Here is a 22,711-nt window from a genome sequence, read left to right as displayed (position 1 = left end):
CTGGGCCGGACGGACCAGTCGCGCGGCGGTCATGGCCGTCGGCCGTGACACTCGATGAAGACTCACGAGGAGGTGGACCGGATGTCCGCGACCAAGGCGAGACAGGTGCGGCACAACACGGCCGTCCAGGTGCTCGGACGGATCGGGATGGGGTGCTACGGCCTGGTGTACCTGCTCATCGGGTACCTGGCGGTGCGCGTCGCCGTCGGCGGTGGCGGCCAGGAGGCCGACGGACGTGGCGCGATCGCGGAGGTCGGCTCGACCGCGATGGGCGGTGTGCTGTTGTGGGTGCTGGCGGCGGGACTGGTGGCCTACGGCCTGTGGCAGGCGTTGCTGGCCGCGGTCGGCTACACCTGGATCGACGAACGCGGGACCCGGACCGTCAAGCGGGTGACGTCCGGAGTGCGCTGCGTGGTCGGGGTTTCCCTGGGCGTCTACGCGGCCAGGGTCGCCGCGGGCGCGGGACAGCAGGGCAGCGGCGACCAGAAGCAGCAGGAGTTCACCGCGCGGCTGCTTGAGTTGCCCGCCGGACCGTTCCTGGTGACCGTGGTGGCCGTCATCGTGTTCGGCGTCGCGGTGGGTTCGGTGGTGAAGGGCGTACGCCGGACCTTCGAACAGGATCTCGACCTTTCGCGGCTCCCGTCGAAGACCCGGCGTTGGGTGGAGCGGCTCGGCAGGATCGGTTATGTGGCAAGGGGTGTCGTGTTCGGTATGGTCGCGGTACTCGTCGGCTATGCGGCGCTGACGCACGACCCGGCCCGCTCCGGTGGGCTCGACGCCGCCCTGCGGACCTTGGCCGCTCAGCCGTTCGGCACGGTACTGCTCATCGTGGTGGCCCTCGGCGTCGCGGCCTTCGGCGTGTACTGCGTCGGGGCGGCACGGGCCCAGCGTGGCTGATGAAGCGGTCCCTTCCGGATCCCTTCCGATTCCGCCAGTTTCTCGTCGATGAGGTCCCACCTGGCCGTCCCGACGATGCCAGGGCAGTACGCGTTGACGGTGATTCCGTGGCGGGCTCATTCCATCGCGGCGGCCTGGGTCAGCCCGCGCACCGCCCATTTGGACGCGGAATAGTGGCCGAGCAACGCGAACGGCCGATGGGCGACGATGGAGGCCGCGCCGGTGATCTTGCCGCCGTTCCCCTGATGGATCATCTGCTTGGCCCGCGGCCTGGTAGCAGAGGAACATGCCGCGCGCGTTGACGGCCATCATCCGGTCCCAGTCCTCCGGGGTCACTTCGAGCAGCGGCAGGACCTGCGCGATCCCCGCGTTCGCCACCATGACGTCCAGGGAACCCAGCGCGGCGGCGGTTTCGGCGACCATGGCGGTGACCGACTCCGGATCCGAAACGTCCACCGTGATCGCCGCGGAGCGCCGTCCCGTTCCGCGGATCTCCTTGGCGACCGCCTCGAGTTCCGCTTCGTTGGCGGCGACGTCGTTGACCGCGACGTCGTGCCCGTCCGCGGCGAGCCGGAGCGCGATCCCCTTTCCGACGATGACTCCCTTGTTCGCCTGGGCTTGAACGGAAGGTAGGGGCGACGACGCACCGTGGGAGGGGACCTCGTGTCTCACCTTGAGACACCGGCGATCAGAGCGACGACGCTGCGCGATAGTCCTTCGGAGAGGTGCCGAGAAGCCGGGTGAACATCGTGGAGAACGCGGCGGGGCTCTCGTAGCCGAGTGAGGCGGCGATCCCGGCGATGGGACGACCCTCCGACAGCAGCGAGAGGGAATGCAGGACGCAGGCCCGCTGCCGCCAGCGGGCGAAACTCAGTCCGGTTTCGGTGGTGAAGAGCCGGTTCAGCGTCCGCTCGCTCACGTGCAGCCGGGCGGCCCAGCCGGCGACCGGATCGTGGATGTCCGGATCGTCCAAAAAGGACTCGCAGAGGGTTCGCAGCCGGTCGTGCTTCGGCAGCGGGAGATCGAGCCGGACCGGGGCGGCCCGGCGGATTTCGTGCAGGGTCAGGCCGATGACCGCGGCGTCCCGCCCACGCGGGGTGTACAGATCGGGCACGCCGACGGCCTCGTTCAGGAGTTCCCGGAGCAGCGCGGAGACTTCGACGACCTGGCAGCGGCGCGGGAACCACGGCACGGCCTTCGGCTCGATGTACAGGCTCCGGGTGCTCACGGTCGTGGTGAAGACCTGATGGACGGTCTCCGGCGGCACGAGCACCGCCCGCCGCGTCGGGATGGTCCACGTGCCGTCGGCCGTTTCGACCCGCATCGATCCCGTCGCGCTGTAGAGGAACTGCGCCCGCCGGTGCCGATGCGGGAGGATCCGGTGCTCCGGCGGGTAATCGGTGCGGATCGCCACCACCGCGCGGTCGAGGTGGTCGACCTCGTCGATGGGGATGTCACGCACCTCACCGAGCCTACGCTGGGTGTCCGGTCCGCGAAAGAAATTGACGTTCTTTCGAATGCCCGCCGCGCCGCGGGCGCCTACCGTCGCAGGAGTGCTGATCGAGATCTCGGTGCTCCTCGGGTTCGGCTGCCTGAGCGGGGTCACCACCGTCCTTTTCGGATTCGGCGGCGGATTCATCACCGTTCCCGTCGTCTACGCCTTCGCGCTCGCCGAGCCGGAGCACGCGCTGGGCGCGATGCACGTGGCGGTGGCCACGTCGACCGCGGTGATGGTGGTCAACGCCGGGAGCGCGACCCTCGCGCAGCTGCGGACAGGACGGCTTCGCCGCGACTACCTGTGGCCGCTCATCGCGTTCATCGGCCTGGGTGCCGTGCTCGGGTCCTTCGCGGCCACCATGGCCGACGAGAGTGTCCTGCGCTGGCTCTTCGTCGCCTACCTCGCGCTGACCATCGCCGACAGCGTGGTCCGGAAGGGATTCGTGAGCAGGCGGGACGACAGCCGGCCGCGTGCGCTCGGCGGGATCACCACCACCGCGGGCGGGACCGGGATCGGTGCCGTGGCGAGCTTCCTCGGGGTCGGGGGCAGTGTCCTCACCGTCCCGCTCATGCGGCGCAAGGGCCTGCCGATGGCCGACGCGGCCGCGCTGGCGAACCCGCTGAGCCTGCCGGTGGCGGTGATCGGCACGGCCGTCTACGCCTTCGCGGCGACGGGCATGGTTCCGGGCGCCGCCCACCTCGGTTACATCGATCTGGTGGCCGCGGGCGCGCTGCTGTGCGGATCGCTGCCGACCATCGCCGTGACGCGCCGGGTGGTCGGCCGGATCCCGGATCGCGCCCACGCCATCGCGTACCTCGCCCTGCTCGTCACCGCGCTGGTCGCGATCGTCGTGCGGTAGTGATCGGATGAGTTTGGCGGATATCAACCCTTGACAAGGCTACGACAAGCTGGCAAGGGGTTATCGCCAGGCAAAGATCCGACGAATCCTCTATCTCTTTTCGGGAACTTGCGCCAAGATCTCCCGCATGAAACTGAGATCGATCACCAAACGCATGTTCGTTCTCGGACTGCTGACGGCTCTCGGGACCACCGGGGCGACGTCGGTGGCCACCGCCGAACCCCAGCTTCCGCCCGCCGAGGCCAACGCGACCGGGCTGCCGCACGGCGCCTGGGACCCGGTCGGCCCGAACAGCGTCGGCGGGCTGCTGGCGGTTTCGCCCGCCGGGCTCGCGATGATGGTGCCCAGCCCGCCCGCCCTGTGGCTCTCCGGCGACCGCGGCGCCTCGTGGACCGTGCGCAGGGGGCTGCCGGCGGACACCGCCATCCAGGGAATCTTCGCCGATCCGGTGAACCCGGACCGGATGCTCGCGGTGGGCAACTCGCCCGGCGGGATGCCCGGCGAGTGGCACGGGATGCTGCTGCGGACCACCGACCGTGGTCAGAGCTGGGAGACCCTGCGCGAGTGGTACCCCGACGGCGCGTTCGGGATGGCCACGGACCCGACGGGCCGGGTCGTCGTGGTGCAGAACCTCGACTCGCTGAGCGTCAGCATCGACGGCGGCGAGCACTGGAACGACGTGCCGAGGACCTGGCCGCGCGAGGGGATCGCCTCGCCGGTCGGCGCGCTCAAGCTCACGATGGTCGGCGACGACGCCTACTTCACGACGGTCTACCCCGAATACGCGCTCTGGGTGGTCCGCGGGGTCAGCGGCAAGGAACGGCGGGCGGAACTCGTCTACCGGACCAACGGCGAGGTCAATCAGGTCGCCGCGGACGGCGAGCGGCTCGTGGTCACGGTCGGCCCCGAACTTCACGGTTCCGCCGACGGCGGCAAGACCTGGACGGTGCTGCGCCGCGAGCCCGGTGGGCAGACCCTGCGCGAACCGCGTTTCGTCGGCGGACGCCTGTACGTCTCGACGTATAACGACATAGACGCCAGCACGGACTTCGGCCGTACCTGGACCCGCAAACCGGCGCCCGCTCCCGGCGAGGGTGTCAGCGACATGATCGATCTTCCCGCCGTGCCGGGCAAACCCGCCACCACGCTGATCTCCTCGCTGTACCGCGGCGTGTACGCCGACGGCGGCAAGAGCGGATACCAGCAGATCGGCGTGCCCGGGGAGACCATTCGCGACCTCGTGACCACCGGGAACCTCCTGCGGGAGAGCGTCGTCGCGGCCGGTGTGCAGGAGATCTACAACACCCCGCTCCCGCGCGGCAAGGTCTCCGCGACGGACCGGGTCTGGCAGTCCCACCCCACCGACCGGCTGCACGAGGACGCGAGCCTGTCCGTCTCGCCGAGCCGCCCGGACGTCGTCTGGCAGGTGACCAGGAACGGGTTCTCGCTCGACGTGCTGCGCAGCGGTGACGGCGGGCGGACCTGGCAGTTCGCGGCGAAGGCGAAGGAAGGACTCCCCAGGGCGATCTTCGCCCACCCCGCCGACCCGGACCGGCTCCTCGTATCGGCCTTCGCACCCGGCGGCTACGTGCTCTACCGCAGCGACGACGCGGGCAAGACCTGGGAAAAGCTCGCGACCGACAGCGGCTTCCTCACGTTCGCCGGTGATCCGTGGAACCCGAACCGCGTCTGGGGCGGGGACTCCGGCGGTCTGTCCCGCTCGGACGACGGCGGCAAGACCTGGACCCATGTCACGAGCGAACCGGTCAGTTCGATCTCGGTCAGCCGGTGGGGTGGCGGTCGCGTGCTCATCGGCGGCGCGGGCATCCACCTGAGCGACGACGGCGGCCGGACGTTCCGCCGGGTTCGCGACGGCGAAGACCCCCGTGAGATCAGCCGGATCCTGCCGCATCCGTTCGACTTCCGGGTGTGGTTCGCGAGTGATTCGACCGGGGGAGGCGTGCTGCGCAGCACGGACTTCGGCCGCACCTGGGCGCCCGTGCCCGGCGCGCTGCCCGATCCCAGGGTGCTCTCCCTGGCGATCAGCGCGGATGGCCGGTATCTGTTCGCCGGCACCGCGCAGTCCGGCGCGTACCGGTTGAAGCTGTACTGAGTCCTGGCGCTTCGTGGTCGGAGAAAGTTCCGGCCACGAAGCGTTTACTCGGTCCTCGCCGAATGTCAGAGTCGAGGGCATGGCCATCGACGTCGCCGCCCTCCGGCTCCATTTCCCTTCCCTCGCCGACGGAACCGCCTTCTTCGACGGACCAGCGGGTACCCAGACACCCCGGCCCGTCGCCGACGCCATCGCCCGGACACTCACCGGGCCACTGTCGAACCGGGGCGAGGTCTGTCCGTCCGAACTCAACGCGGAGAACTCCGTCGCCGCGTTCCGAGCCGCCTACGCCGACTTCCTCGGTGTGCCCGCCGAAGGTGTCGTCCACGGCCGCAGCGCCACCCAGCTGACGTACGACTTTTCCCGGCACCTGGCCAAAAGCTGGTGTGAGGGCGACGAGATCGTCGTCAGCAGGCTCGATCACGACGCCAACGTCCGGCCGTGGGTGCAGGCCGCGGAGCGAGCCGGGATGACCGTCCGCTGGCTCGACATCGATCCTCTGACCACCGAACTGGACCTCGATTCCCTGGTCCTCACCGAAAGGACGAAACTGGTCGCGGTCACGGCGGCTTCGAACGTCCTCGGCACGAAACCGCCGATCCGCCGGATCGCCGATCTCGCCCACGACGCCGGGGCGCTGGTGTTCGTGGACGGAGTGCACTACGCCGCCCACGACCTGGTGGACGTTCCCGCGCTGGGAGCGGATTTCTTCGTCTGCTCGCCGTACAAGTTCCTCGGCCCGCACTGCGGGGTGCTCGGCGCGTCGCCGTCCCTCCTCGAAACCGTCGAGCCGGACAAGCTCATGCCGTCGCCCGACACCGTGCCCGAACGGTTCGAATTCGGAACGCTGCCCTACGAAATCCTCGCGGGCGCGACGGCGGCCGTGGACTTCCTCGCCGCACTCGACCCGGGGCCGGCCGGATCGCGACGCGACCGGCTGACGAACTCGATGAACTCGTTGCACGAGCACGAAAGCCTGCTGCACACCAGGCTGGAGAAGGGATTGGGCGACGCCGTCACCGTCCACGGCAAGGCCGCCGACCGGACGCCGACCGTCCTGATGAGTCTCGGCGGGCGCGAGCGCGAGGCGCAAAAGTCTCTCGCCGAGAGGAATGTCGTCGCGCCGGCGGGGTCCTTCTACGCCTACGAAGTCTTCGCGGCCCTGAAGCTCGAGGACCCCGCGCTCCGCGTCGGGCTGGCACCGTACACCAGCACGGAGGACGTCGACAGGCTGCTGGACGGGCTTTCGGCGTTCGGGTGACGGCCACAGTGGACAGTTCGGCGTGCCGAATGCCCGGTTTCGCGTGCCTGTCCATCCCATCACGTGTGTCGTCCGTCCAGACACGCGAAACCCCAGCCGCCGCGAAGGAAGGAGTCCTTCATGTACTTGGGAACGCGTGAAGGGGGCCTTCACGCACATCGCCGTGAGGCCCTCACGGACCGGGCCCGCGACGCACCCAAGACGCTTAACTCGAACAGGTTGGATTTCCGCGCCGCCGCCGGAGCCGTATTACCGTTCGATCATGATCGACAACGGGAGGTTCGCGGTGCGTTTCCGGTCGGTGGCCGCTTCTGTCCTTCTCGGTTGCGCGCTGTGCGTGGCGCCCGCCGCACTCGGTGCCGGAGCCCAGTCGCTCGCGATCCAGCCTTGCCCCGAGGTCAACGATCCGCCCGACTACAAGATCTCGAACGGCGCCAAGGCCTGGATGAAGACGAACCTGCGCAGCGACTACCTGCGCGGGCCGGGGACGATCACCTACAACAAGACCACGACCTCCTCGGTCAACGCGTCCATCACCGGTACGACCAGTGCCGAGGCGGGCGTCATCTTCGCCAAGGCGAGTGTTTCGCTGGCGGTGAGCGTCGGCGCGAGCTACTCGAAGTCCGACTCGTGGTCGTATGCCGCGACGGTGCCCGCGGGGAAGACGTTGCGGTTGCAGCAGTACAAGGAAGCGCGCTCGTTCACCGTGCAGAAGTACCGGATCGTCCCGCCGTGCAAGGTCAAGTACCTCTGGAAGAAGAACGCCGTCGCGCCGGTCAAGAGCCCCAGTTACCTCTGGCAGCTCATCGGCTGACGCCGGTTTGGGGTCGATCACAGGACTCCTTCGCCCGATCTTGTGATCGGCCCCATGGACGTACGGTGACCGTGCCGACACGCTGGGAGGAGCATCGCGGGCAACGGGGCCCGGACGGAACGGGACGGTGGCCACGATGGGGAAACTTCGCGCACGGATACTGATCGCCGGGATGGTCGCGCTCGCGACCGTGGGTATCACGCCCGCCGCGACGGCCGAGTCCGGCATCGCGAGCCGGTGGAGTGAACCGGGGCCGTACGCGGTGACCGTCGAAGCCCTCGACGGCGCCCACACCGTGTACCGGCCTTCGCGGCTGGAGAAGCACCTGGTGATCCTGTGGGGCAACGGGACCGGCGCGAACCCGAAGATCTACGACGGCCTGTCGCGGCATCTGGCTTCCCACGGTTTCGTGGTCGCGGCGGCCGACACGCCGAACGCGGGTTCCGGCCAGGAGATGCCGGCCGGGGCCACGACGTTGATCGCCGAGAACCCCCGTCCCGGCAGTCCGTACCACGGGAAGATCGACACGGCGCACATCGGCGCCACCGGCCACTCCCAGGGCGGCGGCGGGGCGATCGCCGCCGGCGCGGACTCCCGTGTCACCACGACGATCCCGATCGAACCGGGACCGCAGGGCTCGGCCGCGGCGCTGAAGGGGCCTGCGTTCTTCCTGGGTGGGCAGTTCGACACCATCGTCGTTCCCGGGCTGCTGGTCATCCCGCGCTACCGCCTCGCGGACCAGGTCCCCGCGGTCTACGGCGAACTCGGGGGAGCGACCCATTTCACGCCAGTCGGGGACGGAGGCGGGTTCCGCGGCGTGATCACGGCGTGGTTCCGGTTCTGGCTTTCCGGCGACGAGCGGGCACGCGCGGAATTCTTCGGCGCTTCCTGCGGATTGTGCAGCGACCGGGCGTGGTCCGACGTCCGGCGCAACGCGAAGGCGCTGGCCGTTCCCGGAGCTTGACCGCCGGATCTTGTCGGTGCCCGGGGTTAAGGTCTGCCCAGCAGTCTGACCTGGAGGGACATCCGCGATGACCACACTCGCCAACCGGCCGAACACCGCGCTCCTCGTCGTCGACGTCCAGAACGGCGTCGTCGACGGAGCCCACGAGCGTGACTCCGTGGTCGCGAACATCGGCGCTCTCGTCGGCAGGGCGCGCCGGGAAAGCGTGCCGGTCGTGTGGGTGCAGCATTCCGACGACGGACTCGTGCGAGGCAGCGAAGAGTGGCGCATCGTCGGCGAACTGGACCGCGAAGACTCCGAGCCTCTCGTCGAAAAGTCCTACGGGGACTCGTTCGAGGACACCGATCTGGAGCAGGTGCTCGCCGAGCGCGGTGTCGGGCGGCTCGTGGTCGCAGGGGCGGAGACCGACGCCTGCATCCGTTCGACACTGCACGGCGCGCTGGTCCGCGGGTACGACGCGACGCTGGTCGGTGACGCGCACACGACCTTCGACAAATCGGAGTGGGGTGCGCCCAAGCCGGAACAGGTCATCGCGCACACGAATCTGTACTGGCGGCACCAGGTCGCGCCGGGCCGGAAGGGAGGGACGGTCAAGACCGAAGACGTCGATTTCCGCGGCTGAGCCGCTTCACCGCGTGCCCGGCCAGCGAGCGACCAGCAGACCGGCGTCGCCCGCGAAACCGCTGCGGCAGTGGGAGTTCGCCGCCGCGAGCACACGACGGACGATTTCCGGCGGTACATGCTCGGCGACGGCGGCCAGGCTGTCGGCGAGCGCGAACCGTCCGCCGTCGGCGACGCGTGTTCCCGCGAGGCCTTCGGTGTGCAGGACAAGGAGATCTCCGGCCCGGAGGTGGGCGGTCGTGATGCGCCCGGGGCCTCCGTCGCCGAACGGTGGCCGCCGTTCACTGTCCACTGTGGTCGGTTCGTACCCGGTGCCGAGTACGAGCGGTGGTTCCCCGCCCGCTTCGAGATGGCGCAGGGTTCCATGGGTGAGGTCCACTTCGGCCAGCGTGCCGCGGACCGTGGTGCCGTCACCGAACTGCGTCGAAAGCGCTTTGTCGACAGAGCGCTCCTGACCACGTAGATCCTGGCCCTCGCGGCGAGCGGATCGGTAGGCGGCGAGCGCCGCCGACACCACCAGGCCCGAGGACACGGTGTCCCGGCCCGCGTCGAAGATCGCCAGCCACGCCGTCGTTTCGGAAAGGGCGTAGTCGAAGCTCACTCCGCGAACGTCGTAAGCCGGTTCGACGCCGCCCGCCACCACGAAGTCGCCCGTCGCCGCCGTCGACGGGGGCAGGTTCTGCCAAAGCAGCTCGGCGGTGGGGCCGCGCCGTCTTCGACGCCGGGTCATGTCGAGGCCGTCGCCGTAGCGCATCGCGGCGGCGATGAGGTGGCCGGACAGCGAGGCGAGCCACTGGCACTGGGTGCGCAGGGTGGGGTCGTGCAGGTCCGCGTCCGTGGTGGCTTCGATCTCGAGCACGCCCATCCGCTCGTCGCCGTCCAGCAGGATGGCCCACAACCGCGGTCCGCTCGGCTCCTCGGTCAGCGTGGTGCCGGCGTTCCGGTAGGCCCGGCCGGCGGTGCTGGCCTCGATGGGCAGCGGCATTCGGCCGGGCGCCCGCTCGCCGGGCAGGGGGAAGAGCAGCCGCTGCTCATAGTCGGCGAGATAGACCGTCAGCTCCAGGTCCAGCGCCAGGCCCGCGGCGGTGACGATCTCGGGCAGCCGCTCGGGTGAGACCCGCTGGGCGCCATCGAGAAGTCCCACCAGCGCGGCCAGGAGACCGCGGGGGCGGCTGTCCTCCCCGACGTCGCGGCTGTACGGTGCCCGTCGCGCGCCGGAGAGCTCGTCGAGTCGCTCGTTGACCGCGTGGGCCACCATGTCCCGCTGGATTCTGGGCAAGGGGAGCACTCCCCGCAGGTAGGCCTCCAAGTCGACTTCGCTGACATCGCCGCCCAGTGCGAAGTACCTCAGCCACAGTTGTTCCAAAGTCAGCCCTGTGTGCGTGAAGCAATCGGCGATGATCCGGCGCTGCTCCGCGGCCTGGAACGAGGACACAGTGATCACCCCCGGGGTTCTCGGCGACACCGGCCCGGGTACCACCACGGCCCGAGGTGAAACATGAGCCGGACCCGGCGGGCCGGTGCGGAATTACGCCAGGTGGCCGAACCCGTCATCGCCGGTGTGGCCGGAGGAGGCGATCCGGGACGGGCCGAACGTGGGGCGCGGTAGGCCGGGTGATCGCATTCGGCTAAAGTCGGCTTCCGAAAGCGGTTCTGAGCGTTGAGAAGTTAGCGCCGATCCGCCGGTAACCGGGTTGGTTGCGGCGGTTGATGGTGCGCGCTCGGCGCCGGTTCCCGCCGGTGACTCCCGTGGTGCATCACGCCGATGTGCAGAAGTGGGAGAGGCGGGCTTTGGCCGATGAATTCGACTGGCAGCAGGATAAGAACCGATTCGTCGAGGATGTCGGCGACGGCGACCTGCCGGTGATCTCCGAAAGCGGCGTCCGGCTCATCGCCGGGCCACTTGTCACCCAGTTCGTAGCCCTGACCAGGGCGTTGCTGGATTCCGGTTCGATAGCGGCGGTCCTCGAACGGGTGGTCTTCGCGACGCGAGACCTGGTGCCGGGCGCGGATCTGGTCAGCGTCACCCTCCTCGATCCCGACGGAGGGTTCCACACGCCGGTGCGGACCGACGAGATCGCCGGCGAGCTGGATCAGCTGCAGTATCAGTACGGCGAGGGTGCGTGCGTCGAAGCGGCGCGGGTTTCGGGGCCGGCGGCGGCGTTCAGCGACAATCTCGCGGAAGACGCCCGATGGCCGCGTTTCGGTCCCGCCGCCGCGGCGCTCGGGTTCCACTCGCTGGTCTCGACGGCCCTCCTGCCCGAAGCGTCGAGTTCGCAGCCTTCCGGCGCGCTGAACGTCTATTCGCGCAGTCCGCACGGCATCGCCAAGGCCGACCGTGACGTGTTGCTGCTTCTGGCGACGCACGCGTCGCTGGCCTTGGCGACGACCCACGCGGTCACGCGCGGTCAGCTCCAGGAGGAGCAGCTCCAGCAGGCGCTGGACAGCCGCGACGCGATCGGGCAGGCCAAGGGCATCCTGATGGCGCGGCGCGGGATCGACGCCGCGGAGGCGTTCGAGGTGCTGCGGCACACGTCGCAGAACATGAACGTCAAACTCCGGGAGCTGGCGGAGATGCTGTCCAAACGGCATACGGAACTGCAACTGCCGGACTGAGCCGGTGGCCGCCACTACGATCGCGATCATGGGTTTCGGTGAGCTGGAGTTGTCGCGGACGTTCGAGTGGCGTGGCCGTTCGGTGGCGTGGGAACGCCTCGGCGAAGGCGTCCCGGTGGTGCTGTGCCACGGGACACCGTGGTCGGCGCAACTGTGGGCGCCGTTCGCGCGAGCGCTCAGCGCGGAGTTCGCCGTCCACGTCTGGGACATGCCGGGGTACGGCCGTTCGTCGAAGGACCCCGGCCACGCCGTCGATCTCGGGACGCAGGGCGAGCTTTTCGCCGACCTGCTCGAGTACTGGGGGTTGACGGCCCCGCACGTGATCGCCCACGACTACGGCGGGGCCGTATCTCTGCGCGCGAAGCTGCTGCACGGCGCGGAGTACGCCTCGCTCGCCCTTGTGGACGTCGTCGCGCTGCGGCCGTGGGGTTCGGAGTTCTTCCGGCTCGTCGCGGAGAACGCAGAGGTCTTCCAGGCGCAGCCCCCGGCGGTGCACAGGGGAGCGCTGGAGTCCTACATCGGGACGGCCTCCCATCGCGGTCTCACCGGCGCGCAGCTGGCCACGCTCACCGGGCCCTGGCTGGACGCGGACGGGCAACGTGCCTTCTACCGGCAGATCGCCGAGGCGGACGTCCGCTACACCGACGAGATCCAGGACCGCTATCCGGAACTGGCGTTGCCGGTGAAGGTGATCTGGGGTGCGGACGACACGTGGATCCCGGTGGACCGGGCGAAGCGTCTCGCCGACGCGATTCCCGATGCGCTACTGGACGTCATTCCCGAGGCCGGGCATCTGATCCAGTACGACGCGCCGGTCGAACTGGCCTTTTCCCTGCATCGGTGGCTCACCGCGGAAGTGGGCCGGTGGGGACCTGCCGGGAGCGGACGCTGAACCGCGCCGTCAAGATCGACATCAAGTCATTCGGATATTAGAAGTCGTCTACGTGATATCCGGCCACGTATGCGCTCGAAAGCAGTGCGCCGTGACATTCCGCCGTCGACGGGCCGAAACCGACCGGAACCCAATGTCCGACGGTGTACCAATAGGAGGATCCGGACGCGCAGTGGGCGACCACCCGGTAGGTCTCCGAGTGTCCCGGCAGGCCGAAACAGGTCAGGGAAATACCCTCGCCGAAGAGGATTCCATAGCGATCGCTGCCGCATCCGTAGGGTGGGAACCTGCCCTCGGTCGCCGCGGAGGCCGGTGAAGCGGCCAGGATTCCGGCCGCCGAAAAGGCGGCCATGACTAAAGCGGCGATTTTCTTCTTCATTGCTTTCTCCTGCGGCTCGTTCCCAATGGAATGCCCAGATTAGCCGCACGGAAGAATTGTCGTGAATTCATCGGGCAGGTGAAACGAGAACGCGTGCGGTGAACCACGCTGCTCCGAAAGGGCGTCGCTCGCCCCTCTTCTGAGTTCCCGGCTCCCCTTTTGGCCTAGCGCCTCCGGTACTGCGCCGGAGACGTGATGGTGGACCTGTCCTCGTACGACCCGGGCCTGCCGCGGTCGACGTGGAACGTCGTCAGGGTGCTGACCGGGGAGCGCGGGTCGCGCCGGTCGCCGATCACCCGCATGTGCGTGCTCCAGCGGTGCGGGGTGACCTCGTAGACGTCGTAGCCGTACCGGTCGCCCTCGAAGTACTTGAGGTGCGGGTTCGCCGCACCCATCTTCGGTCCGTTCGTGGCGTTCCATTCGGGGGAGTAGGCCCCGGAGGTGACCGAATGCGCGGTGAACTCCGTGCCGATCACCGGGGTGGCCGGATCCGCGAAGTCCGGGCGGATGTCGTCGACGAACGCGGAGTGCCAGTCGCCGGTGATCACCACAAGGTCTTCGAGACCGCTCTGGGCCACGTGGGTCAGCACTTCCTTGCGTTCGGCGAGGAAGCCGTCCCATTGGTCCGTGAACATGTAGCCGCCGCCGGGCTTCGCGAGCTGGCTCAGCATGATCGAGTTCACCCAGCAGTGCCACGCCTCGCCCGCACCGGTCACCTGGTCCTTGAGCCATGCCTTCTGGTCCGCGCCGAGGATCGTGCCGTCGGGCAGGTTCTGCGCCGACCGGTACTGCCTGAGGTCCAAAATGGACAGATCGAGGAGGTCGCCCCAGCGGCGCTGCCGGTGGATCCTCGGTGACGAGGGGTGGTCGGGGCGCACCGGCATGTGCTCGAACCAGGCCTGGTACGCCGCCGAGCGCCGCGCCCGCAAAGACGGGGTCGTGCCGCTGTAGTCGTTGACGACCTCGTGATCGTCCCAGGTGATGAACCAGGGGTGGGCGGCGTGGGCGTCCCGCAGCGAGGGATCGGATTTGTAGAGCGCGTGCCGCCGCCGGTACGCCGGCAGGGTGAGCACTTCGGGTCCTTCGTGATCGCGCAGAGGGTTCCCGCCGACCTGACCGTGCTCGTAGACGTAGTCACCGAGGTGGACGACGAAATCCAGGTCCTCCCGCGCGATCCCGGCGTGCGCCGCGTAGAACCCGTCGTGGAACGCCTGGCAGTTCGCCGAGGCGAACCGCACCCGCCGGACCGGCCCGACCGGCGCGGTTCGGGTGCGGCCGATCCGGCTGACCTTGCCGAGCGCGTGGAACCGGTAGTAGTACTGAGAGCCCGGCTCCAGCCCGGACACCGGGACGTGCACGCTGTGCCCGAGCCCGGCGGTGGCGGCCGTCGTCCCGTGTGCCACGCGACGGCGGAACGCGCGGTCGGTGGCGACCTCCCAGGCGACCTCGACGGTGTCGTCCAGCGGCTGCTCGAACTCCATCGGTTTCGGGGCGAGCCTGGTCCAGAGCGCGACGCCGTACGGGACCGGGTCACCGGACGCGACGCCCAGGGTGAACGGCGCTTCGTCCCAGGTCGCGCCCAGCGCCGCCGCGGCCTCCTCGGCCTGCGCGACCGTCATCCGCGAACTCAACGGCCAGGCCAGCCCCAGCACACCGGCGGTGGCGGCGCCTCGCAACAGGTCGCGGCGGTTGACGGACATCGGTGGTCTCCTCGGCACTCGGCGGATCGCTCTCCGACACCGAACACTGCCAAGATGGCCGGAGTCCGACGTGGGGGAGAACATCAGACGGTGATGACGACCTTGCCGCGTGCGTGTCCTTCGCGGACGTACCGGATGGCTTCGGGCACCTCGGCCAGCGAGTAGGCCCGATCGATGACCGGCGCCAGTTTCTCCGCTTCGATGAGCGCCCGCAGTGTCTGGAGATCGTCGTGGTCCTCCATGGAGAACAGGCCACGGAGCTTCTGCTTCACGAACGGCCCGAGGAGCAGCGCCTGCACATTGCGTCCTACCGCGCCGATCCACTTCCCCTCGCTCTCGCCGCCGACGAGGACGAGAGTGCCTTGCGGGGTAAGGGCCTTCCGCAGCGAGGACAGCGGCCGGTTGCCCGCGGTGTCGAGGATGAGGTCGTAGCCGCCGCCGAAGTTCTCGCGTGTGTAGTCGAAAACGCGGTTCGCGCCGAGTGAGCGGACGAGGTCGACCTTGCCCGTTCCGCACACGCCGTCCACCTCGGCACCGAACGCCTTGGCGATCTGCACCGCGAAGGTGCCCACGCCACCGCCGGCACCGATGACCAGGACCTTCTGCCGGGGCGCGACCCGGCCTTTGTCCCGAAGGGCTTGGAGCGCGGTGAAAGCGGAGATGGGGACCGCCGCGGCTTCTTCACAACTGAGCCGCTCGGGCTTCCGGGTGATCTTGTCCACCGTGGTCAGTGCGTACTCGGCGAAGGACCCTTGGCAGGTGCCGAAAACCTCGTCGCCCGGCCGGAATCGGGTCACCCCGTCGCCGACGGCGTGCACTACGCCGGCGAAGTCCAGCCCGCGGACGCGGGCCTTCGGTCTCCGTACGCCGAAACCCATCAAGCGCACCAAGTACGGCGTGCCCTCCATGAGGTGCCAGACTCCGGGATCGACCGCCGCCGCCCGGATCCGCACGACCACGCCGTCCGGTCCGGCTTCGGGTTCGGGCAGGTCGGTCAGTGTCAGGACGTCAGTGTTGCCGTACTCGTTCTGGGTGATCGCCTTCACGGCGGCCTCATTCCTGGTCTGGGTACTGGAAAACGTCGTCGAGCCCGACGCCGAACACCCTGGCGATCCGGAAGGCCATCTCCAAGGACGGCGAGTAGCGGCCCTGTTCGATGGCGATCACCGTCTGGCGGGTGGCGCCGATCCGGTCCGCGAGTTCCGCTTGGGTCATCTCACCCTTCGCGAACCGCAGGGCACGGATGGAGTTCGTGACCTTGGTCGGTTTCACCATGCCTGGAATCCCCGGCGGTAGGCGGCGATCTTCGCGATCGAGCCGAGCACGGAGGACAGGACGAAGGCGAGGTACACGGTGTTGGCGATCCAGAAGTGGTCCAGCTCCGCCATCGCCATGACGAGTGCCGCGACACCACCGATCACGACGAACGACTGTCCGATGTGCTCGCCGAACCGGCCGATCTCGCGGTCGCGCTGGTCCTTGCGGCCCGCGTCGCGCGGTGAGGCGATCGCCGCGGCGATGTGAAGCACGATCGAAGCCGCGATGGCCGCGCCGATCGTCCACACCAGTGCCGCCACGTAAGGGACATCGACGAGCGGGCCGGAGCCCGCCCGGCGGAGGACGACGATCAGGTACGCGGCGTAGCCGAAGACCGTGACCACCACCATGATCCACGCGCGTTTCTCTTCCATAGCCACGAGACCAAAGGTAAAGAGTTCTAGACATGATGTCAAACATTCTTTACTTCGACGCGGGCAGCTAGTTCGTGATGCAAATAGTGCGTAGTACGAACTTCGCCGACCGGCTCGACGCGTACGCGGCACTGGGCGTGATCCTCGGCCGGACGTCGCAGGTCACGGCCGCGGTCAACGTGACCAACCTGCCGAGCCGTCCCGCGCCGATGCTGGCGAGGACGATCACCTCGCTTTCGGCGCTCTCCGGCGGCCGGGTCACGCTCGGCATCGGTGCGGGCGGCCTCTGGCGGGAGATCGCCAAACTCGGTGTCGAGCATCGGACGCCCGCCGAAGCGGTCCGGGCGATGGGCGAGGCGATCACCCTGATCAAGGCGCTTTCCGGCGGCGGGGCGCCGTTGACGTTCGAGGGGGAGTTCTACTCCGTCGACGGGTTGGTGCCGGCGGCCGCGCCCGCGCCCCCGGTCTGAACGGGCGCTGTCGGGCCCAAATCCCTGGCGGTGACCGGAAAACTCGCCGATGGCTGGATCCCCGGGCATGCCGCGGACTGGCTCAGCCCGCGGTTCGCCGAATCCCGTCCGGTGATCGACCAGGCCGCCGCCGACGCGGGCCGCGACCCTGGCGAGATCGCCACCATCTACAATTTCCCGGGCCGCATAACGGAAAAGCCCCTGCCGTCGCCGCGTGACGACGAGGGACGATGGGTCGGTGGTTCGCCGGAGCGGTGGGTCGAGGAACTGGTTCCGGCGGTGCGCGACCACGGCGCCGCGGGGTTCATCTACTTCCCGGTCGAAGACGCGACCACGACTGACAGCGCGCTCGGCCGTTGGGGGAACGAGGTCGTCCCGGCGATCCGCGAGGAGCTCGCCCGGAACTGACCCGGCTGCCGAGATTCAGGCGTCGACGGTGAGGGTCTCTTCGAGGGTCGCCCGGTGCGTCGGCTTCGCCTCTTCGTAGCGACGGCGGCCCTCGTCGGTCACGACGACGAAGATCCCGCGCCGGTCCGACTCGCAGAGCGCGCGCTGGACGAGTCCTTCACGTTCGAGGCGGGCGACTAGTCGTGAGGTGGCGCTCTGGCTCAGGTGGACGACCTCGGTCAGGTCGGCCGCGCGGCATTTGCCGACGACGCAGGTCACCAGTCGTTCGAGAGCTTCGAACTCGGTGACGCCGAGGCCGTGGCGCTCCTGGAGGCGGCACTCGAGCCGTCCGAAGACCGCCGCGTGCCGGGCGGACAGTTCGTGCCACTCCCGCAGCAGGTCTTGTTCGGCGACGTCGCTCACGCGGCCCAAGATAGCATGCACATGAATTTTATGCAAAGTCATTAAATGCACTTGCATTAGATGCGCGTGCATGTACTGTATGGGTCATGAGTTCTTCCGTGCAGCTGTCCACCAGCTCGACAAGGTGGGACGCGCGCCTCTGGGGTGTCCTGCTCACTGTGTCCGTCGTCGTGGGCCTCGACGCGCTCGACGTGTCGATGGTCGCCGTCGCCCTCCCGTCCATCCAGGCCGAACTCGGTCTCTCCACCGGTGCCCTGCAATGGATCATCAGCGCCTACGTGCTCGGCTACGGCGGCCTGCTGCTCCTCGGCGGGCGCACCGCCGACCTGCTCGGCAGGCGCCGGGTCTTCCTCGTCGCCGTCGCGGTCTTCGCGCTCGCTTCCCTGCTCGGCGGCCTCGTCGACGACGGCGCGCTGCTGATCGCCACCCGCTTCATCAAGGGACTCGCCGCCGCGTTCACCGCACCGGCCGCGTTGTCCATCATCACCACGACCTTCCACGAAGGCCCCGCCCGCAACCGGGCGATCAGCATCTTCGCCGTCTTCGGTGCCAGCGGTTACTCCGCGGGCCTCGTCTTCTCCGGTCTGCTCACCCAGGTGGGCTGGCGCTGGACGTTCCTGCTGCCGGTGCCGATCGCGCTCGCCGCGCTGGTCGCCGCGATCAAGCTGATCCCGTCCTACCGGCCGCAGACCGGTGGCGGCTATGACTTCCCGGGCGCGATCACCGGTGCCGCCGGTTCGCTTCTGCTGGTCTTCGCCGTGGTCGAGGCACCGGAGATCGGCTGGGCCGCGCCGCGGACGCTGATCTCGTTCGCCCTCGCGCTCGCCCTGCTCGTCACCTTCGTGTTCATCGAGAAGCGCAGCAAGCACCCGCTGCTCCGCCTCGGCATCCTGCGCTCCGGCCCGCTGGCCCGCGCCAACCTCGGCGGTGCGACGTTCTTCGGCGCCTACATCGGTTTCCAGTTCGTCGTCATGCTGTACCTGCAGACCGTGCTGGGCTGGTCCGCGCTGCAGACCGCGCTCGGTTTCCTGCCCGCCGCGCTGATCGTGGCCTTCGGTTCGCCCAGGATCGAGCCGCTGATCGACCGGCTCGGCACCCCGCGCACGATCCTCGCCGGTGTCGTCGCCCACGTCATCGGGTACGCGCTGTTCCTGCGGATCGACGAGAGTTCCAGCTACGCCGGTTCGGTGCTGCCGAGCATGATCCTGCTGGGTATCGGCTTCATGCTGGCGTTCTCCTCGCTGAACATCCAGGCGACCAACGGCATCTCCGACGACGAGCAGGGGCTCGCCGGCGGGCTGCTGAACACGTCGATCCAGGTCGGCGGCGCGATCGGCCTCGCCGTGGTGACCGCGGTCCTGACCGGTAACTCCGGTGGTGCCACCGGTCCTGCCGCATTGCTGAACGGGCTGGCGCCCGCGCTCACCGTCGTCACCGGCATCGCCGTGATCAGTGTCCTGGTGGCGCTGTCCGGAGTCGTCGGCCTGCGCAAGGCCGAAGCCCGCTCCACCGTCGCCGAACCGGAGTTCGCCGCGGCCGAATGACCAGGGGGTGATGGCCCCTTCCCGCGCTCGGGGGCGGGAAGGGGCCCGTCGCTACCAGCGGATCGGCAGCGATTTCAGCCCGTTCTGGAAGTTCGACCGCAACCTCACCGGTTCCCCGGCGGGTTCGACCTCGCCGAGCAGGTCCAGGACCGCTTCGAACATCGCGCGCAGCTGCACCCTGGCGAGCTGGGCGCCGAGGCAGAAATGCGGGCCGTGCCCGAAGGTCAGGTGATCGTTGGGGGTGCGGCCGATGTCAAAGCGGTCCGGGTCCTCGAAAACGGTCTCGTCGCGGTTCGCGGCGGAGAACCAGACGACCACCTTGTCACCCGCCCGGATGTCCACATCGGACAGGACGACGTCCTCGGTCGCGGTCCGGCGGAAGTGCATGACCGGCGTCCACCAGCGCAGCATCTCTTCCACCGCACCGGGAAGCAGGGAACGGTCGGCGAGCAGCCGCCGGTACTGGTCCGGATGCGACAGCAGCGCCTGCATGCCGCCGGGGATGCCGTTGCGCAACGTTTCGTTGCCCGCCACGGAAAACAGCCAGAACAGGTTCTCGAACTCGGCGATGGACACCCGGCCGCCGTCTTCGACGTGACTCATCAGGTTGCTCATCACGTCTTCGCCGGGATGCCGGCGTTTGTACTCGCCGAGCTCGTTGGCGTACGCGTAGAGATCCGGCATCCCCGCGCGGGTGCGCGGATCGGGCATCGACCCGTCCGGCCCCGGAACCGGCCGGACGGCCAGCGCCGCCCGCGCGAGTTCGGTGACCTCGTCCGCCTCGACGGTCGCGCTCACCGCGTAGTCGGCGTCCTGATAGCCGATCACGCGATTACTCCAGTCGTACATCAGCCGCCGGTCCTGCTCGGGGATCCCGAAGACCTCGGCGAGCGTCAGCAGCGGGAGATCGGCGGCGACCGCGGCGAAGTCGCACCCACCGTCCGCGCGGACTCCGGCGATCAGATCCCTCGCCCAGCCCTGGATCCGTTCGGTCAGCCTGCCGACCGCGCGCGGCGTGAACGCCTTGGTGAGCAGGCCCCGCAGCCGGGCGTGCTCGGGCGGATCCATGTTGAGCATCATCCGGCGGACGTACCCGAGGTCCTGCTCGGTCGCCGGATCCCGGATCTGCGTCCCGCCCAGCCGCGACGAGAACAGCTTCGGGTTCCTGAGCACGTGTTTGACGTCCGAATGCCGCAGCACGGCCCAGAAATCGTCGACGCGCACGACCGGTGACCCCCGGCGCAGCGACGCGAGGTGCTCGTACGGCACGCCCCGGGTGTATACGTCCGGATCGGTGATCACGCCTCCGACCCTAGCCCGCGGACGGGTGACTGCGGAAAGATCCGTCCGGTGGACACGCTGAAGATGCGCACCGCCGGAACCGAAGGCCCCGCCGTGCTCCTGCTGCACGGCCTCGGCGCGACAGGAGCGGTCTGGGACGGCCTCATGGCGCAGCCGGGATATCGCTGGCTGGCACCGGATCTGCCTGGTCACGGAGGATCGCCCCGGTTGCCGCACTACTCGTTCGGCGGCCTGGCCGCGGCGGTCGCCGACGCGCTCCCGGAACGCGGTCCGGTACTGGTGGTCGGCCATTCGCTGGGTGGTGTGGTCGGGCTCGCGCTGGCCTCCGGCTGGTTCGGGGTGAAGGTCGCCGGGCTGCTCGCGGTCGGCGTCAAGGTCGAATGGAGCGAGGAGGACCTCGCGCGGGCGGCCGCCATGGCCGCCAAGCCGCCCAGGGTGTTCCCGTCCCGTGAGGACGCCGAACGCGGCTTCCTCAAGATCGCCGGCCTGGTCGGTATCGCCGACGCGGATCCCGACGGCGTGGCCGAAACCGAAGGTGGCTGGCGGCTGGCGCTGGACCCCCGGGCGTTCGCCGTCGGGGCTCCGGACATGCGTGGACTGCTCGGCGCGGCACGCTGCCCGGTCGTCCTCGCGGCAGGGGAGCACGACCCCATGAGCCGTCCCGAGCAGCTTCGCGCGCTCAGCTCTTTCACCGTCGAGTTCCCCGGACTGGGCCACAACGCCCACGTCGAAGACCCGTCCGCGCTCCTGCCCTTCCCCCGGCAGTTCGTCCTCTGAATGCGGTAGTTCGCCATCGAACCACCGCATTCAGAGGACGAAATGCGATGGTGGCTAGCGCCTGAGCCTGCCCAGGACGGCGATGCCCTCGGCGATGTCGCTCGCCGGGCTGGCCCCATAACCGAGGACCAGCCCCGGATTCATCGGCCGCTGACAGTGCCACGACAGCGGCTGCACCTTCACCCCCTGATCCAGCGCGGCGGCGGCGAAGTCGAGATCGGAGAACTCCGCGTCGAAGGTGATCGTCAGGTGCAGCCCGGCGGCGGCGCCGTGCACCACGGCGTCCGGGAGATGCGTCCGGAGCGCGTCGATCATCGCGTCCCGGCGGCGGCGGTGCCGCTTGCGCACGAACCGCAGCTGCCGCTCCATCTCGCCGGACTCCATCAGATGCGCGAGTACCAGCTGCGGGAGGACGGCGTTGCCCAGGTCGGCGAACCGCTTGGCCGCGACCACCTCGTCCCGGTACCGCGGCGGAACCAGCATCCAGCCCACCCGGAGCGCGGGGGCGAGCCACTTCGACACACTGCCCGCGTAACAGACCTGCTCGGCGAGCATCGAGCGCAGCGCGGGGACCGGCGGACGGTCGTAGCGGTGCTCGGCGTCGTAGTCGTCCTCGATGATCAGCCCGCCGTCCGCGGCCCAGCGCATGAGCTCGCGACGGCGTTCCCCGCCGAGCACGACCCCGGTCGGGAACTGGTGCGCCGGCGTGAGCAGTACGGCGGGCGCGCCGCTGCGCACGAGCTCCTCGACGTCGATCCCGTCTTCGTCGACGCCGATCGGCGGCGTCGCCAGCCGCCGGTCGTGCAGATGCTGCCGGGCGCCCAGCGAGCTCGGATCCTCGACCGCGATCTCGGAGATCCCGGTGTCGCACAGCACCTGGGCCAGCAGGCCGAGGCCCTGCGCGACACCGGCGACGATCAGCACGTCGTCGGCGTCGGCGGTGATCCCCCGGGTGCGGGCGATCCAGTGCGCGATCGCGAGCCGCAACGCGGGCGCGCCCCGCGGGTCGCCGTAGCCGAAGTCCGCCGCCGAAAGATTGTTGAGCACGGCGCGTTCGGCGCGGAGCCAGGCCGTTCGCGGGAACGCCGTCAGATCCGGCACGCCGGGGGACAGGTCGATCCTCGCCGGGGTCGACCGCAGTGAGTCGAAGACACCGATCCCGGGCGCGGGCCGGAAGATCGTGCCCGCGGACGGGGGACCGGGCGCCGTCTGCTCCTTCGTCCGCGCCGGCGCCGCGACGACCACCGTGCCCGCGCGGCCGCGTCCGGCGACATGACCATCCTCGACCAGCCGCTGGTAGGCCTCGGTGACCACACCGCGGGAGACCCGCAGGTCCGCGGCCAGTGCCCTGGTCGCGGGCAGCCTGCTGCCGACCGGCAGGCGGCCGTCGGAGATGGCGTGCCGCAACCGCGACGCCAGCCAGTCCGACCGGCGTCCCGGCGGGGCGTCCCCGATGTCCAGCTGCAGGAAGTCCGAGCCTTCGGCGGTCACCTGATCATTGTG

The 22,711-nt window shown here is 69.3% G+C and carries 24 protein-coding genes and 1 pseudogene; 13 read left to right on the top strand and 12 right to left on the bottom strand.

Annotated elements, in window-relative coordinates; genetic code table 11:
• The first annotated feature begins 81 nt into the window (after positions 1–81).
• Positions 82–897 (top strand): DUF1206 domain-containing protein, encoded by an 816-nt coding sequence (locus AC069H_RS05400; protein WP_478231456.1) that lies wholly within the window; start codon positions 82–84, stop codon positions 895–897.
• 116 nt (positions 898–1,013) lie between these two features.
• On the opposite strand, the gene AC069H_RS05395 is transcribed toward AC069H_RS05400, so the two are convergent.
• From AC069H_RS05395 to AC069H_RS05385, 3 genes and pseudogenes are all read right to left on the bottom strand, one after another.
• Positions 1,014–1,151: an SDR family NAD(P)-dependent oxidoreductase gene (locus AC069H_RS05395; RefSeq protein WP_478231455.1), complete on the bottom strand. Its 138-nt coding sequence runs from the start codon at positions 1,149–1,151 to the stop codon at positions 1,014–1,016.
• Between the two features lie 64 nt (positions 1,152–1,215).
• Positions 1,216–1,569 (bottom strand): annotated as a pseudogene (locus AC069H_RS05390) (SDR family NAD(P)-dependent oxidoreductase); the annotation flags it as partial.
• Positions 1,570–1,585: 16 nt separating this feature from the next.
• On the bottom strand, positions 1,586–2,359 hold the full coding sequence (locus tag AC069H_RS05385; RefSeq protein ID WP_478231454.1) for an AraC family transcriptional regulator: 774 nt from the start codon (positions 2,357–2,359) through the stop codon (positions 1,586–1,588).
• Positions 2,360–2,450: 91 nt separating this feature from the next.
• Here AC069H_RS05385 and AC069H_RS05380 point away from each other — a divergent pair, with 91 nt between their 5' ends.
• The 6 genes from AC069H_RS05380 (at position 2,451) to AC069H_RS05355 (ending at position 9,028) form a co-directional block, all read left to right on the top strand.
• Entirely contained in the window at positions 2,451–3,254 is an 804-nt protein-coding gene (locus AC069H_RS05380) for a sulfite exporter TauE/SafE family protein (protein WP_478231453.1), read from the top strand.
• Positions 3,255–3,381: 127 nt separating this feature from the next.
• On the top strand, positions 3,382–5,367 hold the full coding sequence (locus tag AC069H_RS05375; protein WP_478231452.1) for a peptidase S8/S53 subtilisin kexin sedolisin: 1,986 nt from the start codon (positions 3,382–3,384) through the stop codon (positions 5,365–5,367).
• A 79-nt stretch (positions 5,368–5,446) separates the two neighbouring features.
• Positions 5,447–6,628 carry a cysteine desulfurase-like protein gene (locus AC069H_RS05370; protein ID WP_478231451.1) on the top strand — a complete coding sequence of 394 codons (1,182 nt, stop codon included), beginning with the start codon at positions 5,447–5,449 and terminating at the stop codon, positions 6,626–6,628.
• 262 nt (positions 6,629–6,890) lie between these two features.
• Positions 6,891–7,442 carry a hypothetical protein gene (locus tag AC069H_RS05365; RefSeq protein WP_478231450.1) on the top strand — a complete coding sequence of 184 codons (552 nt, stop codon included), beginning with the start codon at positions 6,891–6,893 and terminating at the stop codon, positions 7,440–7,442.
• Positions 7,443–7,578: 136 nt separating this feature from the next.
• Entirely contained in the window at positions 7,579–8,406 is an 828-nt protein-coding gene (locus AC069H_RS05360; RefSeq protein WP_478231449.1) for a poly(ethylene terephthalate) hydrolase family protein, read from the top strand.
• Between the two features lie 67 nt (positions 8,407–8,473).
• Positions 8,474–9,028: a cysteine hydrolase family protein gene (locus AC069H_RS05355; protein ID WP_478231448.1), complete on the top strand. Its 555-nt coding sequence runs from the start codon at positions 8,474–8,476 to the stop codon at positions 9,026–9,028.
• A 6-nt stretch (positions 9,029–9,034) separates the two neighbouring features.
• On the opposite strand, the gene AC069H_RS05350 is transcribed toward AC069H_RS05355, so the two are convergent.
• On the bottom strand, positions 9,035–10,471 hold the full coding sequence (locus AC069H_RS05350) for a PP2C family protein-serine/threonine phosphatase (protein ID WP_478231447.1): 1,437 nt from the start codon (positions 10,469–10,471) through the stop codon (positions 9,035–9,037).
• A 347-nt stretch (positions 10,472–10,818) separates the two neighbouring features.
• Here AC069H_RS05350 and AC069H_RS05345 point away from each other — a divergent pair, with 347 nt between their 5' ends.
• Positions 10,819–11,643, top strand: a complete 825-nt coding sequence (locus AC069H_RS05345) for a GAF and ANTAR domain-containing protein (RefSeq protein ID WP_478225572.1) — start codon at positions 10,819–10,821, stop codon at positions 11,641–11,643.
• A 28-nt stretch (positions 11,644–11,671) separates the two neighbouring features.
• On the top strand, positions 11,672–12,535 hold the full coding sequence (locus AC069H_RS05340) for an alpha/beta fold hydrolase (protein ID WP_478225571.1): 864 nt from the start codon (positions 11,672–11,674) through the stop codon (positions 12,533–12,535).
• A 37-nt stretch (positions 12,536–12,572) separates the two neighbouring features.
• Here the strand turns inward: AC069H_RS05340 and AC069H_RS05335 are convergent, their stop codons facing one another.
• The 5 genes from AC069H_RS05335 to AC069H_RS05315 form a co-directional block, all read right to left on the bottom strand.
• Complete coding sequence (locus AC069H_RS05335; protein ID WP_478225570.1) at positions 12,573–12,914, bottom strand: hypothetical protein; 342 nt, start codon at positions 12,912–12,914, stop codon at positions 12,573–12,575.
• Positions 12,915–13,078: 164 nt separating this feature from the next.
• Positions 13,079–14,614 carry an alkaline phosphatase D family protein gene (locus tag AC069H_RS05330; protein ID WP_478231446.1) on the bottom strand — a complete coding sequence of 512 codons (1,536 nt, stop codon included), beginning with the start codon at positions 14,612–14,614 and terminating at the stop codon, positions 13,079–13,081.
• An 83-nt stretch (positions 14,615–14,697) separates the two neighbouring features.
• On the bottom strand, positions 14,698–15,660 hold the full coding sequence (locus AC069H_RS05325) for an NAD(P)-dependent alcohol dehydrogenase (RefSeq protein WP_478231445.1): 963 nt from the start codon (positions 15,658–15,660) through the stop codon (positions 14,698–14,700).
• A gap of 7 nt (positions 15,661–15,667) precedes the next feature.
• Positions 15,668–15,889, bottom strand: coding sequence for a helix-turn-helix transcriptional regulator (locus AC069H_RS05320; protein WP_478225567.1), 222 nt, complete (start codon positions 15,887–15,889; stop codon positions 15,668–15,670).
• Positions 15,883–16,311: a hypothetical protein gene (locus AC069H_RS05315; protein WP_478231444.1), complete on the bottom strand. Its 429-nt coding sequence runs from the start codon at positions 16,309–16,311 to the stop codon at positions 15,883–15,885. Before AC069H_RS05315 ends, AC069H_RS05320 begins: the two co-directional genes overlap by 7 nt.
• Before the next feature lie 80 nt (positions 16,312–16,391).
• Here AC069H_RS05315 and AC069H_RS05310 point away from each other — a divergent pair, with 80 nt between their 5' ends.
• Positions 16,392–16,775 carry an LLM class flavin-dependent oxidoreductase gene (locus AC069H_RS05310; protein WP_478231443.1) on the top strand — a complete coding sequence of 128 codons (384 nt, stop codon included), beginning with the start codon at positions 16,392–16,394 and terminating at the stop codon, positions 16,773–16,775.
• Between the two features lie 30 nt (positions 16,776–16,805).
• Positions 16,806–17,183 (top strand): hypothetical protein, encoded by a 378-nt coding sequence (locus AC069H_RS05305; RefSeq protein WP_478231442.1) that lies wholly within the window; start codon positions 16,806–16,808, stop codon positions 17,181–17,183.
• Between the two features lie 15 nt (positions 17,184–17,198).
• Here AC069H_RS05305 and AC069H_RS05300 read toward each other — a convergent pair whose 3' ends face one another.
• Positions 17,199–17,585, bottom strand: a complete 387-nt coding sequence (locus AC069H_RS05300; RefSeq protein ID WP_478225563.1) for a MarR family winged helix-turn-helix transcriptional regulator — start codon at positions 17,583–17,585, stop codon at positions 17,199–17,201.
• Between the two features lie 86 nt (positions 17,586–17,671).
• Between AC069H_RS05300 and AC069H_RS05295 the strand changes: the two genes are divergently transcribed.
• Entirely contained in the window at positions 17,672–19,129 is a 1,458-nt protein-coding gene (locus AC069H_RS05295; RefSeq protein ID WP_478231440.1) for an MFS transporter, read from the top strand.
• 51 nt (positions 19,130–19,180) lie between these two features.
• On the opposite strand, the gene AC069H_RS05290 is transcribed toward AC069H_RS05295, so the two are convergent.
• Positions 19,181–20,431: a cytochrome P450 gene (locus AC069H_RS05290; protein ID WP_478231439.1), complete on the bottom strand. Its 1,251-nt coding sequence runs from the start codon at positions 20,429–20,431 to the stop codon at positions 19,181–19,183.
• A 48-nt stretch (positions 20,432–20,479) separates the two neighbouring features.
• Here AC069H_RS05290 and AC069H_RS05285 point away from each other — a divergent pair, with 48 nt between their 5' ends.
• Positions 20,480–21,208: an alpha/beta fold hydrolase gene (locus AC069H_RS05285; protein WP_478225560.1), complete on the top strand. Its 729-nt coding sequence runs from the start codon at positions 20,480–20,482 to the stop codon at positions 21,206–21,208.
• Between the two features lie 54 nt (positions 21,209–21,262).
• Here AC069H_RS05285 and pdxR read toward each other — a convergent pair whose 3' ends face one another.
• Positions 21,263–22,699, bottom strand: a complete 1,437-nt coding sequence (gene pdxR / locus AC069H_RS05280; protein ID WP_478231437.1) for a MocR-like pyridoxine biosynthesis transcription factor PdxR — start codon at positions 22,697–22,699, stop codon at positions 21,263–21,265.
• Between the last annotated feature and the right edge of the window lie 12 nt (positions 22,700–22,711).

The sequence above is a fragment of the Amycolatopsis sp. NPDC043887 genome (assembly GCF_056435665.1).
Note: the sequence above shows the minus strand (reverse complement) of the source record. Positions and strands in the feature narration are given on the sequence as shown.